Source organism: Kaistella sp. (assembly GCF_041824135.1).
Classification (GTDB): Bacteria; Bacteroidota; Bacteroidia; order Flavobacteriales; family Weeksellaceae; genus Kaistella.
This window is the reverse complement of sequence record NZ_JBGZYM010000084.1, coordinates 70,437-83,038: the sequence shown is the minus strand read 5'-3', so window position 1 is coordinate 83,038 and position 12,602 is coordinate 70,437. Positions and strand designations below refer to the sequence as shown.

At 33.6% G+C, this 12,602-nt stretch carries 18 protein-coding genes; 2 read left to right on the top strand and 16 right to left on the bottom strand.

Translation table 11 applies throughout. From position 1 onward, the window contains the following. Nucleotides 1-156: 156 nt before the first annotated feature. The 10 genes from ACEYOS_RS10295 to ACEYOS_RS10250 all read right to left on the bottom strand — a co-directional run bounded on the left by ACEYOS_RS10295 (nt 157) and on the right by ACEYOS_RS10250 (nt 5,845). Nucleotides 157-582, bottom strand: coding sequence for an META domain-containing protein (locus ACEYOS_RS10295; protein ID WP_373710050.1), 426 nt, complete (start codon nt 580-582; stop codon nt 157-159). A gap of 209 nt (nt 583-791) precedes the next feature. Next, nucleotides 792-1,367: a pentapeptide repeat-containing protein gene (locus ACEYOS_RS10290; RefSeq protein WP_373710049.1), complete on the bottom strand. Its 576-nt coding sequence runs from the start codon at nt 1,365-1,367 to the stop codon at nt 792-794. A 208-nt stretch (nt 1,368-1,575) separates the two neighbouring features. Continuing rightward, the gene (locus ACEYOS_RS10285; protein ID WP_373710048.1) at nt 1,576-1,761 is read right to left on the bottom strand and encodes a hypothetical protein; all 186 of its coding nucleotides are present in this window, start codon (nt 1,759-1,761) and stop codon (nt 1,576-1,578) included. Continuing rightward, the gene (locus ACEYOS_RS10280) at nt 1,743-2,075 is read right to left on the bottom strand and encodes a hypothetical protein (RefSeq protein ID WP_373710047.1); all 333 of its coding nucleotides are present in this window, start codon (nt 2,073-2,075) and stop codon (nt 1,743-1,745) included. The genes ACEYOS_RS10285 and ACEYOS_RS10280 overlap by 19 nt, the downstream gene beginning before the upstream one ends. 31 nt (nt 2,076-2,106) lie before the next feature. Further along, entirely contained in the window at nt 2,107-3,324 is a 1,218-nt protein-coding gene (locus tag ACEYOS_RS10275; protein ID WP_373710046.1) for a tRNA modification GTPase, read from the bottom strand. A gap of 140 nt (nt 3,325-3,464) precedes the next feature. Continuing rightward, nucleotides 3,465-4,328 (bottom strand): hypothetical protein, encoded by an 864-nt coding sequence (locus tag ACEYOS_RS10270; protein ID WP_373710045.1) that lies wholly within the window; start codon nt 4,326-4,328, stop codon nt 3,465-3,467. Between the two features lie 10 nt (nt 4,329-4,338). Beyond that, nucleotides 4,339-4,404 carry an LPXTG cell wall anchor domain-containing protein gene (locus tag ACEYOS_RS10265; RefSeq protein WP_373710062.1) on the bottom strand — a complete coding sequence of 22 codons (66 nt, stop codon included), beginning with the start codon at nt 4,402-4,404 and terminating at the stop codon, nt 4,339-4,341. 29 nt (nt 4,405-4,433) lie between these two features. Continuing rightward, nucleotides 4,434-4,610 (bottom strand): hypothetical protein, encoded by a 177-nt coding sequence (locus ACEYOS_RS10260; RefSeq protein WP_373710044.1) that lies wholly within the window; start codon nt 4,608-4,610, stop codon nt 4,434-4,436. A gap of 27 nt (nt 4,611-4,637) precedes the next feature. Further along, nucleotides 4,638-5,312, bottom strand: a complete 675-nt coding sequence (locus ACEYOS_RS10255) for a murein L,D-transpeptidase catalytic domain-containing protein (RefSeq protein WP_373710043.1) — start codon at nt 5,310-5,312, stop codon at nt 4,638-4,640. Between the two features lie 14 nt (nt 5,313-5,326). Beyond that, a complete protein-coding gene (locus ACEYOS_RS10250; RefSeq protein WP_373710042.1) occupies nt 5,327-5,845 on the bottom strand; it encodes a hypothetical protein in 519 nt (172 codons plus the stop codon). Nucleotides 5,846-6,076: 231 nt separating this feature from the next. On the opposite strand from ACEYOS_RS10250, the gene ACEYOS_RS10245 reads away from it, so the two are divergent. Then, complete coding sequence (locus ACEYOS_RS10245) at nt 6,077-6,520, top strand: PA2169 family four-helix-bundle protein (protein WP_373710041.1); 444 nt, start codon at nt 6,077-6,079, stop codon at nt 6,518-6,520. 50 nt (nt 6,521-6,570) lie between these two features. On the opposite strand, the gene ACEYOS_RS10240 is transcribed toward ACEYOS_RS10245, so the two are convergent. The 6 genes from ACEYOS_RS10240 to rlmF form a co-directional block, all read right to left on the bottom strand. Next, entirely contained in the window at nt 6,571-7,176 is a 606-nt protein-coding gene (locus ACEYOS_RS10240; RefSeq protein WP_373710040.1) for a hypothetical protein, read from the bottom strand. Nucleotides 7,177-7,231: 55 nt separating this feature from the next. Then, complete coding sequence (locus ACEYOS_RS10235; RefSeq protein ID WP_373797571.1) at nt 7,232-7,447, bottom strand: hypothetical protein; 216 nt, start codon at nt 7,445-7,447, stop codon at nt 7,232-7,234. A 61-nt stretch (nt 7,448-7,508) separates the two neighbouring features. After that, a complete protein-coding gene (locus tag ACEYOS_RS10230) occupies nt 7,509-8,555 on the bottom strand; it encodes a flavin monoamine oxidase family protein (RefSeq protein ID WP_373710038.1) in 1,047 nt (348 codons plus the stop codon). A gap of 71 nt (nt 8,556-8,626) precedes the next feature. Then, nucleotides 8,627-9,121, bottom strand: a complete 495-nt coding sequence (locus ACEYOS_RS10225) for a GNAT family N-acetyltransferase (RefSeq protein WP_373710037.1) — start codon at nt 9,119-9,121, stop codon at nt 8,627-8,629. 165 nt (nt 9,122-9,286) lie between these two features. Beyond that, nucleotides 9,287-10,066, bottom strand: a complete 780-nt coding sequence (locus tag ACEYOS_RS10220; RefSeq protein WP_373710036.1) for a tetratricopeptide repeat protein — start codon at nt 10,064-10,066, stop codon at nt 9,287-9,289. A 20-nt stretch (nt 10,067-10,086) separates the two neighbouring features. Beyond that, the gene (gene rlmF, locus ACEYOS_RS10215) at nt 10,087-11,070 is read right to left on the bottom strand and encodes a 23S rRNA (adenine(1618)-N(6))-methyltransferase RlmF (protein ID WP_373710035.1); all 984 of its coding nucleotides are present in this window, start codon (nt 11,068-11,070) and stop codon (nt 10,087-10,089) included. A gap of 245 nt (nt 11,071-11,315) precedes the next feature. Here rlmF and ACEYOS_RS10210 point away from each other — a divergent pair, with 245 nt between their 5' ends. Next, on the top strand, nt 11,316-12,602 hold the full coding sequence (locus ACEYOS_RS10210; protein ID WP_373710034.1) for an OFA family MFS transporter: 1,287 nt from the start codon (nt 11,316-11,318) through the stop codon (nt 12,600-12,602).

Sequence of the window (12,602 nt, the reverse complement as noted above, 5' to 3'; positions counted from 1 at the left end):
TAATAATTGTTACAAATTCAAACTTACAAAAGTTAGACTAGTCTAACAATTATTACTAGAAAAATTTCACCTTGTTTTTAAAGCAAAAAAAAGCAGGAAATAATTCCTGCTTTACTATATATCTAATGAAAAAAGATATTTGATATGAATTTAAAATTACATTCCTTTTTTGAATCTCATCATTACAACGTCGTTCATCAAAAGTTCTAACTTCCCGTCAGTAGTCATTCTGTAATTGGTAATTTGTTGCATTGTTTTAGTAAATACTGCTTCACCATCACCACAATATCTCATGGTCGTCATTGCCGGAACTTCGAAGGAAATCATTTTACCGTTCATCTTGTATTGGGTATTGTAACCATTGCAACCAGTTGTTCCGGTAACCATGTTTGTACTTTTGTTAAAAGAAATGACTGGTTTTTCATCGGGAAATAATCCTTGAAAAGTAATTCTTGGTCCAGTAATATATTCTAATTCCCAACCGTTGTCATACAATTTTGAATTGTCGCCCATCATATTGGTTGAACATGACATCAGAAATACTGAAAGTAGTGCGAATAATAGTAGCGTTTGCTTTTTCATAATGATTTTATTTTATTGATTAATTATTACAGTTGAATTACAGAATCATTCTTTATTTTAAAGTAAAATGATCATTCTATAATCTAAGTGTTGCAACTACTGTGCTACTTCAACCTAAAAAAAAGAAAAACGTAACAAATTTTTGTCTGAAAAAGCTAAATAAATGATACTGAGAATATTAAACAACTGTTTAATTTTTAATTATTTTTTTAATTTTCAATAATAAGATCATATTTATCCAAAAGTCCAGAAATGCCTAATATTGAAAACTTTGCTTTTTTAAGACGGTTGCTTTCCGGATCGATGGAATAGTTGTAAGCGGTCCGAAAATCTGCCTTATCTAAAACCGTATTGATAAAAATAGCCTGTGCAAGATCACAGTTGTCAAAAATCACATTGCTTAAGTTAGATTCTGAAAAATCAATCTCCCGCAACTGACAGTTTCGAAAGATGGTTTTCTTAATATTCATTTGGAAAAAAGTGGAATGATTCAACTGGCAATTTTCAAACGAAAACGATAGTCCGAAATCATTACAGGTTTCAAATTGAAGTCCGAGCATTTTACAATCTTTGAATTTTACTTCCCGTAAGACTGTTCCGTTAAGTTGAACCAAGCTCCAGTTACAATCCTGAAAGTTACAATCCATAAATTTAATATCGTTCAGATTGGTTTCTTCGAAATTGCAGTTGGTAAACTTACAGTTTTCATATTCGCCTTTGGTTAAAGGTTCTTGGGTAAAATCGAGTTTGTCAAAAATTTGGTCTTGAGTGAATGCTTGCGACATAGTTCTGCTTCGTTATTTTAAATACTATTTTATAAATATGCGGCAAAATTAGTGTTTTACTTCCATTCGCGGCATAAGGCAACTTAGATCAACTCACAATGGGTTGCCCTTAAAAACTATTATTAATAATCGTATTGATATTTTCTAAAGTATAATTTGCGACGTTAACGGCGATGGTATCGTCAGTCTTTAACATATAAGATCAGCTTTATTTCTGCACCGCTTTTAAATAGTAATATTTCTGAAACCTACTTTTATACAGATTGTAACCACCATCATAAATCGTTTTGATTTTCCGGTTTTGATTGTAATGTAAAGTATCCTGATCGATAATGAATTGCGTATTTATATTAAATTTCTCTTCTTCATTTTTTACTATTTTAAAGTTTTCCACCTTTTCAGAAAAAGATAATCCACTCTGTTATAATCATGGTAACTAATGAAAATCAGATTGAAAATAAATACTGTCACGAAAATCCAGGCAAAATTAAAAACGGTCCAAAAACCCAGTCTTCTTTCAAAGAAAATAATAACCAATAAGCTTACAATTAAACTTACCATGGCGACAAAAGGCATTTTGTTCAACTCTAATTTTTCAGCAGAGTAAAAGTAAAGGTCATCTAAACTACTTAATTTTAATAGCGTTAAAAAAAATAATATTAAGATGAAAAAGGTGAAAGAAAGTGCTTTTATTTTCAAATTTTTCATTCCATAAATTTACGGTGCGCCTATAAAGGTTTTAGAAAACAGTATAACTTAAAATGAGCGACACATTTTTATAAGAAGTACCGAAACTAGGATATCCTCGCACTATATTACGGGTCGTAAAATACCTGAGTTCAACTCCATATTTAGAATTATAGCTATAACCTGCGCCCAATGCGAAATTAGCAAATGAATCTACCTCAAGATCTGTACTAACGAAACCATCAGAGCGTCTTATTTCCAGCGAGGAACCTAAATTTAAATCAAATACATATTGAGCGTTAACAAAAATTCTTGATTTAGAATCTAGATACATATAATGACGAATCCCAATTGGCACTTCAACCGATTGATAATCTGCGAACGCAAATAGTTTATTTCCGGCCATATAGAAAGGTTCAATTACTGTTTCTCCTTTGTACGTTCTATAAGTAGGCTCTAATATAAATGCCCATTTATTTTTGTTGAACGGAAGTATATATTCAAGCTCTAACCCAATTCCAAATGATGTTTTAACACCGAACTCAAAAAGGTCTCTGGTCGTAGAATTTGAAAGATCAAGAGAAGATAAATTAGCTCTTGGTCGAACGGATAAGTTAAGTTCTCCCTTCTTTTTCGCTACAGCTACATTCTCATAATCAGGATCCATACATTGATTAAACTTTGTAAATAGATCAATCATATTTTTCTCTTTGTAAATAGTATTTTCAATTTGATTTTTACTGATTGAATTGCAGACTAACAATTTGATTAACTGTTGCTTGTAAGTATCATTGTAACCAATTTGAAACAGTTCAAGCTGGTAAGGTTTGTATATTAATTGTTCAAATTCGTTATCTGCTTTTTGATAAAAAAACTTGATTCCATTTCCCTCATCGTACTTATATAAATTGACAGATCCATTCACGATTTGTTTTAAAAACAATTGTCGCTGCACGAATTCTGGTTCGCTGGTTTCACTTAAATTATTGATGTTAATGCTTGATTTATCAAAATCTACATTGCCTCGAACAAATTTATTTTGATTATAAATTTCAAACGCCTTAACTTCTTTGACAGAAGCAGTTTTGATTTCAGATTCTTCAGATAATTTATAATTGAAAAAATCGGGATTATTTTTCCAGTCGGCATTTTTAATGAAGCACTCGATTCTGTTATCATTATTATCAATAAAATAGGCTTTTTCAAATTTTATTTGAGCGGAAATGGTAAACGAAAGAAAGAGGACAATTAGTAAAAGTATTTTCTTCATAAAACTGGATTTTTAAGTAAAAAGATTATTAATTAATTTAATGTAGTAAAATGTAGGGCTGTAAATTGCATCTCCTAACGAGCTTGGCGAAAATACTACTATTAACCGATAAAAAAGCATTTACATTTGACATTAAGTAACTATTTCTCCCATTCTTTATAGAAACCCATTTTAATATATTCTTGATCTCTTTCGCTGACTGACTTCTCTATATAATCAGCAAATATCTCATAGGCATCTTCCACTGTATTGACACCAATTTCAAAACAAGCTCTACCCCATTTGTAAAGTGCGACACTTTGTTTGGTGGTGAAAACTCCAGGTTTAATTTGAACTCCATCATTTTCCTTTCCTTTAATTTCCGTGAAGAAATCGAACTTCCCTCCTTTTTTGGTTTCGGAAATTATGAAAGTTTTGATTTCATTTTTAGACGGTAAAATCAAATCAGATGGTTTCTTTTTGTCAAGTTTTTCTTTTTTAATTAAAGCCAAAACACGGTCTTCTATTTCTTGGGTTGAAATAATTTTAAATTCCTTACCGTTAAACTTTAATTGACCGTTTTCTATACTCGCTGTAGGATCATATTTCTCTTTAATCATTTCTTTGGCTCTATTCTCCGTGATAGCGCCTTCTAATTTTACAGGAAAATCTGACTGCTTATTGTTTTTCATTTCAATTACCAAAAACTGTCTTTCAGGATCATTTTGAAGCATTACCATGACGACCATTTTGTTATGTCTTGTGATCATAAAAAAGTCTGAAGGAAGATACATCGCTGCATTTTCGATTTGGTCAAGCGTTGGAGTTTCTGATATAAAAACAGAAGATCTTTTATTTTCTATATTGTGTTTAAGCGTATAATAATTAGAAATGAGCGTTACTCCATCAAATGATTTTTCGTTAGTCGACACAGAATTAAAAACGGGATTCCCATTTTGATCGGTTTGTGCAAAAGACGAGGTTACTAATACGATTGTAAAAGTGAATATCAATAGGTTCTTCATTATTTCTTTATTAATTCTTTTTTCTTTTCAACACTAAGATAACTAAACTAACGATGAGCAAAACACCCAAAATAATTAAATAGATTTTGAACTGTTCGTTTTCTGTTAAACCTGTTTTTTCTCCAGCTTCAATTCATTGATGATTTTATCTGGTGATTTAAATTCAATAGAATAAACAAAATCTGCCGATTCAAAAGATGATCTTATCTTTGGTTCGTTACATTTGCAGCCGAAAACTGCTATCGAAAAAAATACGGTTAAAAACAATAAAGTTCTTTTCATTAATTTTTTATTAGATATTTCTCAGTATTAATCTTTACCATTATAAATCCACATTAGAACAGGTTTTGTAGCAGCTTTCAATAAAGGATCAATGGTTGTGAAACTGGCATTCGAAATGGTCGGACAACCCCAACCTTCCGGCGTTCCGTTTGGATAAACTTCCTCATCAGAAACTGCTTCCCAGGAATGAAAAACAATGATACGTTTCAGAGCGTTATTATTGGAAGGTTCTAAACCATGCATTAAATATTTGGTATGAACGCCCCAATTGCTGTAGCCACGTTCCCCGATTTTATATTTCCCCAATGAAGATCGGTGGCTGTCTTCGGTATTGCTAAAAGTTGGATTGTCTTTAGTTTCATCACCACTCCAAGTGTTATCACCGCAACCATGTCCAACCAAAAACTGATGAATGATTTCTTTCTTATTAAAATCCCAAACGAAGAATCGTTTCTTACCAGAATGAATTCCGAAGTCGATCAGAAGACAAAAATCCTGATTCATATTGTTTGATTTACAAAATGCTAACGCCTCTTCAGCTTTGGATTCTATGAATTGAGCGGTTGGTAAGTAAGGAGAAATTGCAGCTGACGTATTATTTAAATCAGATGATCTTTCAGGTCCACTCAATTCATCGCTGGAACCTTTGCAACTGAATAGCGAAAAAATATAGAGTAGAAATAAAAATTGGTAGAACTTCATGAATTCTGGATTTATTAAAAGAAACTGAAAATTCTGCTTTCAAAAAATTTGACTACTAAAGCAACAACTAAGGCGACAAAAAGTAAAACGAAATGACGATTCTTTGCCTGTGGTTTAAATAATTCTGTAAACACATTTTTCACTTTTTTAAAATCGAAAAGCAGAATTAAAAGCACCAAAACTTGATAAAACACCGCGGTCATTAAAGCAAAAACATCATACAGATAATCTTGAATAATAATGTTGCTCAAAATAACGGTCAGCAAAATACATCCAAAAACACGCGTTCGGTTAAAAAGAATAGCAACAGCGCCAATGACTTCAAAAGCTCCAATAATAATTGGATATGCTTTGGTATAACTATAAAAAGTCCACATGATTTGGTGACCTTCTGAAAGATTAGAATTGGCGGTCGCCGAGAAATTTTGAAACTGAATCGGTTTGGCTATTCCGTAAACCAACATTGATCCCGACACTACGAAAATCGCAGTCCAGTAAACGAAGTAGAGAAATTTCTGTTGTGCTGTTTCCATTAAATTCGCTTTACGTTGTCTTTATAAATCTATTGTATTCCTTTCAAAAACTAAAGTACTGAATTTATTGATTGCTCCGTATCAAATTTAGATATCTAAAGCCGAAAATGTTGAAAAATATAAATCAAAGCAAATTCATAACAGTTGTTAAACTGTGTTAAATCTTACTATTTTCCAATTAATGGAATGTTTTCTGTATTAAATCATTCAATAACATTAAAAATTTAAAAAATGGAAAATGACAAAGTAGTTAGCATTTTAAACGATTTACTAACAAAAAATTACGACGCAGAAAAAGGATATAAAGAAGCAGCTGAAAAAATCGAACACACTTCATTACGAGGTTATTTTGAAAATCAAGCTAAAAATAGATATGATTTTGGACATGAAATTAAAGGTCTAATCTCTAAATATGGTGGCGAACCAGACAAAGGAACAAGTGTTGTAGGTGATTTGCACCGAACTTGGATCTCAATCAGAGATGCATTTGCTTCGGGAGATCAATCAATTTATGACGAATGTATCCGTGGAGAAGAAGCTTTCTCCGAAGAATACGGCGAAGTTTTAGCCGATGAAGTTTTACCACAAGACGTTAGAGATACCGTTGTTAAACAGAAACTTTCTGTTGACAAAGCCTTAGCTTCACTGAGAGTGATGGAAGGATTTACTTCTTAATCAACCTCATCAATATAAATAAAATGGTTTCCCACATCGGGAGGCCATTTTTATTTTAAACCTGTAATTATCTTGAGGGTCGAAACGATTACGAGGAGTAAATATCCGAAAATTAAATAGGAGGATTCTACAGTGAAACTATCCAATAATTTCTCCCACTTAATTTGCGCCAATTTCCGGTCATCTTGTTTATAAATAAATACTTGATCTCCCGTTCCACACCGTTCCACATTGTAATAATTAGGCTCAAATGTCTGGTTTAAGATGTACAAACTGTTTGAAGAATCCAAATCCACACCATAAACTTCTTGTTTTGTTTTGAGGGTTAAATTCAGAATTCTCACCAAATCACCATAGGTATTGGCGTCTGAAAACTGAAACTGAATTCCTGATTTAGGAACATTTTTCGACGCCATTTCAAGAATTAAATTTTCAAAATGCTGTTCCTGTTCTCCCTTGAAGTTAGATGGTACAGAAATTAGTTTATAGGTCATTCCCTCTTTGGGAACGGTGGCATAAATTGGAGCTGGTTTGCCTTCTCTCGCCTTTGCAGGAAGACCAATGTCGATAGCTCGAACGTCGAGAGTTTTAAGATAACTATTCCCAAAATACCAAAACAGAAGTGGAATGAAAATCAAACTGATCATTCCGCTCACATAATATATTTTTTCTCTTTTGTGCAAGTTAGATTCTTATTTAAAATTAGTATCGTTAGAATAGTTTGCTGAGAAATTTGAGAATCACCTCCGCAACAACCTGAAAAGCATTCTCATTTCCTAAATTTTTTAATTCCTGAACTCCTTGTTTCTTTTCGCTAAATCTGCTGCTTTTAATTTTTCTTTTTGTTTTGAACATTGAATAAAATGTCCAACTCATTAAGATTAGAAATGCTAAAATTATTAAAACCAAATGTAAATTTTCACTCATATTAAAATCTTCATTATAAAAATTTAAATCTACAAAAAGATTTGGAATTCAGTCTTAGACCTTATTTCAGAATCGAGATCAGTTTCTCAGCCGTCTTATTTCCAGCATCAACTGCACCTTCCATATATCCGGGAGATTTTCCTGCAGATTCAGAACCAGAGATCAATAATCGATTATTAAAATAAGTTTTCCTAAAAACCGGGTTACCATTATTTTGATGGGGAATAAGAGAATTTTGATCTGCTTCAAAAGTATATTGTTCCTGGCTCCAGACACATTCTTCGTAATCTAGGAATGATTCCACTCTTTTACCGAAAGCACTTTTAAGTTGGCTTAGAGCAAGACCTTTCCTTTCGTCAAAAGATAAATTTTTAAAGGACGAATTCATGAATCCGCAAAGCGCAAACTTTGTTCTTTCAACGTCAGAATGATCATAAAATTCAGTTATGGGACCAGCGTTGCTGAAGAATGTTGCGGGCAAACTTTCTTCCTGCCAGAAAGGTTGATTAAACGTTAAAGCAACTTTAATAGAATCTTCCATCCAAGTTTGGGTTTGTTCTGCAATAGTGATTAAATCATCTGGTAAATTGGGTTCAAACAAAATTCTCTTGGCCCACAGTTTGGGCGGAATGGCTAAAACGACATGACTGGCTTCAAATGTTTCATCGGCAATCACCTGAACTGAGTTTTCGTGAAAAATAATCTTGGTCACCCTTTGGTTCAATACAATATCCTCCGAATCTAAAGTCTGATACAAAGTATTGATCAGATTTAAAGTTCCTCCTGCGATTCGATAACTTGGCGATTGTTTGCCTATGGTCATCATTTGAACAGGCGAATTTGTCTGCTGTTGAAACAAAACAGTTTCATCCATGAATTGTTCAAAAGCATGTAAACCTAACTCATGTAAAAGCGTTATTAAATTCTGATGATGATTTTGCAACCAAGTGGCGCCCATTTCCACAGGAGTTTCGTCTGTTCCCAAAACAGTATTAATTCTGCCACCAATTCTGTTTCGTGCTTCTACTATTTTAAAGGGAATTCCTTCTTTCTTCAGACGGAAAGCAGTTAGCAAGCCCGATAAACCTGCGCCAATTATTACAATCATTTTGCAAATATATTCTTTGTAAAAGCTGCAGGGAATTTATTGAAAGAGATTTCACCAATTACGGTGATCAGTTATTTTACAAAAAAATATTCAACCTCATCATCGTCGAGATCTTTTGCTTTGACAAAACTCAATCGTTCCAAAAGCTGAATTGCAGGTTTGTTTTCTCTGGAGGTTATCGCACCGATTTTCCTAAGCTTCATTTCGTTAATTCCAAATTCGATAGCCAATTTCATGGCTTCGGTCATCAACCCTTTTCTTTGAAATTCAGGTTTTAGAACACATCCAAGTTCTCCGGTTCTATTTTCAAATCCACGATAATAACCAACCGTTCCTATGATCTTATTCGATTTTTTATCTGCAATGCCCCAATGAATCGAGGAGCCGTTTTGATAATCCAGATTAGTTCGCTCCTGCATTTCCGCTGCATCTTCAACGGTCAAAGCTGGAAGCGCATTGTAGAAGGATATTTCGACAAGACTCTCGATATCGTCCTTTACAATCTGTCTTAAAATTAAAGTGTCAGAAATTAACTCTGGAAAATTTTGATACGGTGGAAGATTCATTTATCAAATTATTTTTAAATTTAAACAAACGCCTTTATGATCAGATAATTTTTTATCAACGTTCCATTCTGTTATTTCATAATTGAATTGGTTTGCAAAACTTTCAGTCAACACGATGTGATCAATATTTCCTGAAAGACTTCCGATTAAATTTAAAATGAATTTCTACAGAGAATTTTTGTACAACTCACCACTGTTATTTAAGCTTCGACCCAATAAATTAGCAGCGTCATTTTTAGAATTTTTGATTTGCTCGTTTGAAAGATTTTTCTCTAGATCTTTTATCTCACTAATAATTTGATCTTGCTGTAAAAGACTAAAATCTTTTTTAAATTCATTGTAAATTAAATACCATAAATAACTTTGATAAAGGTCCTTTTCGAAATGGAGCCCTTCTCTGTAAAATTGCGCAAGTTGTAATCTAGCAGAAGTAATATTTGCACTTTGAATTAAATTATCAGAATTTTGAAGCTTTGCTAACTTTACAGTCCATATTTTAAATTCTTCAATATTCTTTTCAACACCACTTCCTGTTAAATAACAAAACACCACATTCAACATACAGGTCGAATCATAATTCTCAGAGCATTTCAAAGCATAGTTAAATGCCTTTTCAGAATCTTGTTCAATTCCATCGCCATTACCATAAACCATCATCATCGCATAATGACCATCATTAAAATTGCTATCAGAAGATTTTCTGTACCATTGAATTGCTTCCGGTATATTCTTCTCCGTTCCAACTCCATGCTGTAAAGCATAACCTAAATTATATTGCGCTTCACCGCTGCCCATAGTAGCTGCTTGTTTTAAAATAGGGAAGGCTTCTTCATACTTTCCTTTTTGAATTAAATCTCTGGATTTAATATTGAGTTCATCCGCATTTTGTGAAAAGAAAAACTGATTAAAAAGAATTGAGAGGAGTAAAATTAAAAAAATTCTCATAGTAAAATTCTATTGTAAACTTAAATTTCGGACTTTTCTTCCGCGATTCTCCATCTTGTTTCACGCCATTCTTTTTGCTCTTCTTTAGATAAAAATGACCAGGCGATGATTCGGCTCGATTTGTTACCAGTTCCGATCGGAATGGTTTTAACCTGAGCAACTTCCATTTCGTTCAGAGATTTATAAATCCCTTTCAAAGTCGATTGCTTCGAAACGAGCGTGGTAAACCAAAAACAATTTTTCGCGAAATCCTGACTTTCCGTAATCATATTGTGAATAAACTTAGCTTCGCCACCTTCGCAAATAAGCTCATTGCTGATTCCAGCGAAATTAAGTTCTACTTTCGCTGACTTTTTACCTGAAAGATTTTTCACTTTTCGGTGACTTACTTTCTGAGCTTCTTCCGTGGAAGAATGAAAAGGAGGATTACACATGGAGAAATCAATTTTCTCGTCATTGCTTAATATTCCAGTAAAAAAAGCTTTCGGATCTTCCTGTAATCTGCACTCTACTTTACCTTCCAAAGATGGATTTGAATTAATAATATTTGTGGAAGACTCAATCGATTGCGTATCGATATCTGATCCAATAAAATTCCAGCCGTATTCTGTAGCACCAATGATCGGATAAATACAGCTCGCTCCTACGCCAATATCTAAAACCTTAATGGTATCACCTTCTGGCAGATCACCAAAATTACTTTGACCTAACAGATCTGCCATGTAATGCAGATAATCAGCTCTACCAGGAATTGGCGGAACTAAATTCTCAGCTGGAAACTCCCAGTTTTTAATACCGTAATAATGATTTAGTAAAGCTTTGTTAAGTAATTTCACCGCAACAGGATTTGCAAAGTCAACAGATTCAGCATCATATTTATTAATCGTAATATGATCTGCTAATTCAGGAACAGCGACCTTGAGCGCTTCTAAATCATAACGTTCCCGATTTTTATTACGAATATGAAGTCTTACTTTTTCTTGTATATTTTTTTCTGTTGACATAATTGAGGTGATTTTTTAAATGAAATTCTGCTGATTTTAAATCTTCAAATTTCTACTTGCAAAGAACGAAAAAAGTATTTACGAATCCTAACGAACCCGTTCGCAATATTTTCGGTGTATTTCAAAAAATACCGCAGTTTAAAACGCACGTTAACATGCCTAAAATCATATTAAATAAAAATGGTTTTGCATGAATTAAAGGTAAATTTAAACTTGAATTAAATGCCGGAATAAAAGCTTTTTTGATGCGGAATAAAAACTCAAACCGTTGGTTTATCGCCATCATGGGAACACTTCTTCAGGTTGTACTGGGAACGGTTTACGCCTGGAGTTTTTTTCAAAAACCAATCATGCTCGAATACGGTTGGACCAACGTTCAGACGATGTGGATTTTCAGCATCGCCATTCTTTTCCTTGGCTTATCCGCCGCAGTCGGAGGAATGATTCTGCCAAAATTCGGTCCTCGAAAACTCGCAACGACCGGCGCAATACTTTACAGTTTTGGATATTTAATAAGTGCCTATGCGATGTCAATTGGCAGTTTACCTCTTTTCTATTTTGGATTTGGCGTAGTTGGAGGAATTGGATTGGGCTTGGGGTATGTAACTCCAGTCGCAACGGTCTCCAAATGGTTTCCGGATAAGAAAGGCTTGATCACTGGAATGGTCGTCATGGGATTCGGACTTGGAGCTTTAATAATGTCAAAAGTTGTTGCGCCCATTTTTATAAAATTGGCAGAAGGAAATATGGTTTTCGTTTTCTTATATATTTCCGTTGTTCTTTTTGCGATTGGGATTCCAGCAGCATTGTCAATGAAGAATCCGCCAAATGGATTTGTCCCGAAAGCATTTATCGCTCCTGAAAACAGTAATTTTAATCACGATGCTAAAAATGAATTAACCTTGAAACAGAGTTTGATTTCTACTCAATTTATTGGAATGTGGCTCGTCTTTTTCTTAAATATATCAGCCGGAATTATGTTTATCAGTATGCAATCGCCCATGATTCAGGATCTATTGGTTCAGAAAGACCCGACAATAAGCACAGAAAATCTAGCAATCGCTGGGGGAACATTAATCGCGATCAGTTCTTTATTTAATGGACTTGGCAGATTTCTTTGGGGCGGACTTTCTGATCGATTAGGAAGAATTCAGGTTTTTCGTTTGATTCTGGGTTCGCAAATAATTGTATTTATTTTATTAATGTTTACCACTAATACCTATCTTTTCGGAGCATTGGTTTGCTATATTCTGCTTTGCTATGGTGGAGGATTTGGCGCAATGCCATCTTATATCCTCGATGTTTTCCATGAAAAATTAATGGCGGTGATGTATGGCGTTATTTTAACCGCCTGGTCAATTGGTGGAATTGTCGGGCCACCGATCGCTGCCTTTATTCGTGATTTTTACGCAGAACGTCCTGAGTTAATCGGACCAACCACTTATGGAACTGGAATTGTTTTATTGAGCATAGGATTTTTAATCACATTATTTCTGAGCAATAAACCGATTATTTCTAAAAAAATTAAATAG

What these genes read in the sequence shown, in the direction of transcription:
- ACEYOS_RS10295 (WP_373710050.1), bottom strand. Translation starts at nt 582, where the DNA reads ATGAAAAAGCAAACGCTACTATTATTCGCACTACTTTCAGTATTTCTG.
- ACEYOS_RS10255 (WP_373710043.1), bottom strand. Translation starts at nt 5,312, where the DNA reads ATGAAGTTCTACCAATTTTTATTTCTACTCTATATTTTTTCGCTATTC.
- ACEYOS_RS10290 (WP_373710049.1), bottom strand. Translation starts at nt 1,367, where the DNA reads ATGTCGCAAGCATTCACTCAAGACCAAATTTTTGACAAACTCGATTTT.
- ACEYOS_RS10225 (WP_373710037.1), bottom strand. Translation starts at nt 9,121, where the DNA reads ATGAATCTTCCACCGTATCAAAATTTTCCAGAGTTAATTTCTGACACT.
- ACEYOS_RS10260 (WP_373710044.1), bottom strand. Translation starts at nt 4,610, where the DNA reads ATGAAAAGAACTTTATTGTTTTTAACCGTATTTTTTTCGATAGCAGTT.
- ACEYOS_RS10270 (WP_373710045.1), bottom strand. Translation starts at nt 4,328, where the DNA reads ATGAAGAACCTATTGATATTCACTTTTACAATCGTATTAGTAACCTCG.
- ACEYOS_RS10280 (WP_373710047.1), bottom strand. Translation starts at nt 2,075, where the DNA reads ATGAAAAATTTGAAAATAAAAGCACTTTCTTTCACCTTTTTCATCTTA.
- ACEYOS_RS10230 (WP_373710038.1), bottom strand. Translation starts at nt 8,555, where the DNA reads ATGATTGTAATAATTGGCGCAGGTTTATCGGGCTTGCTAACTGCTTTC.
- ACEYOS_RS10275 (WP_373710046.1), bottom strand. Translation starts at nt 3,324, where the DNA reads ATGAAGAAAATACTTTTACTAATTGTCCTCTTTCTTTCGTTTACCATT.
- ACEYOS_RS10210 (WP_373710034.1), top strand. Translation starts at nt 11,316, where the DNA reads ATGCGGAATAAAAACTCAAACCGTTGGTTTATCGCCATCATGGGAACA.
- ACEYOS_RS10250 (WP_373710042.1), bottom strand. Translation starts at nt 5,845, where the DNA reads ATGGAAACAGCACAACAGAAATTTCTCTACTTCGTTTACTGGACTGCG.
- ACEYOS_RS10245 (WP_373710041.1), top strand. Translation starts at nt 6,077, where the DNA reads ATGGAAAATGACAAAGTAGTTAGCATTTTAAACGATTTACTAACAAAA.
- ACEYOS_RS10235 (WP_373797571.1), bottom strand. Translation starts at nt 7,447, where the DNA reads ATGAGTGAAAATTTACATTTGGTTTTAATAATTTTAGCATTTCTAATC.
- rlmF (WP_373710035.1), bottom strand. Translation starts at nt 11,070, where the DNA reads ATGTCAACAGAAAAAAATATACAAGAAAAAGTAAGACTTCATATTCGT.
- ACEYOS_RS10220 (WP_373710036.1), bottom strand. Translation starts at nt 10,066, where the DNA reads ATGAGAATTTTTTTAATTTTACTCCTCTCAATTCTTTTTAATCAGTTT.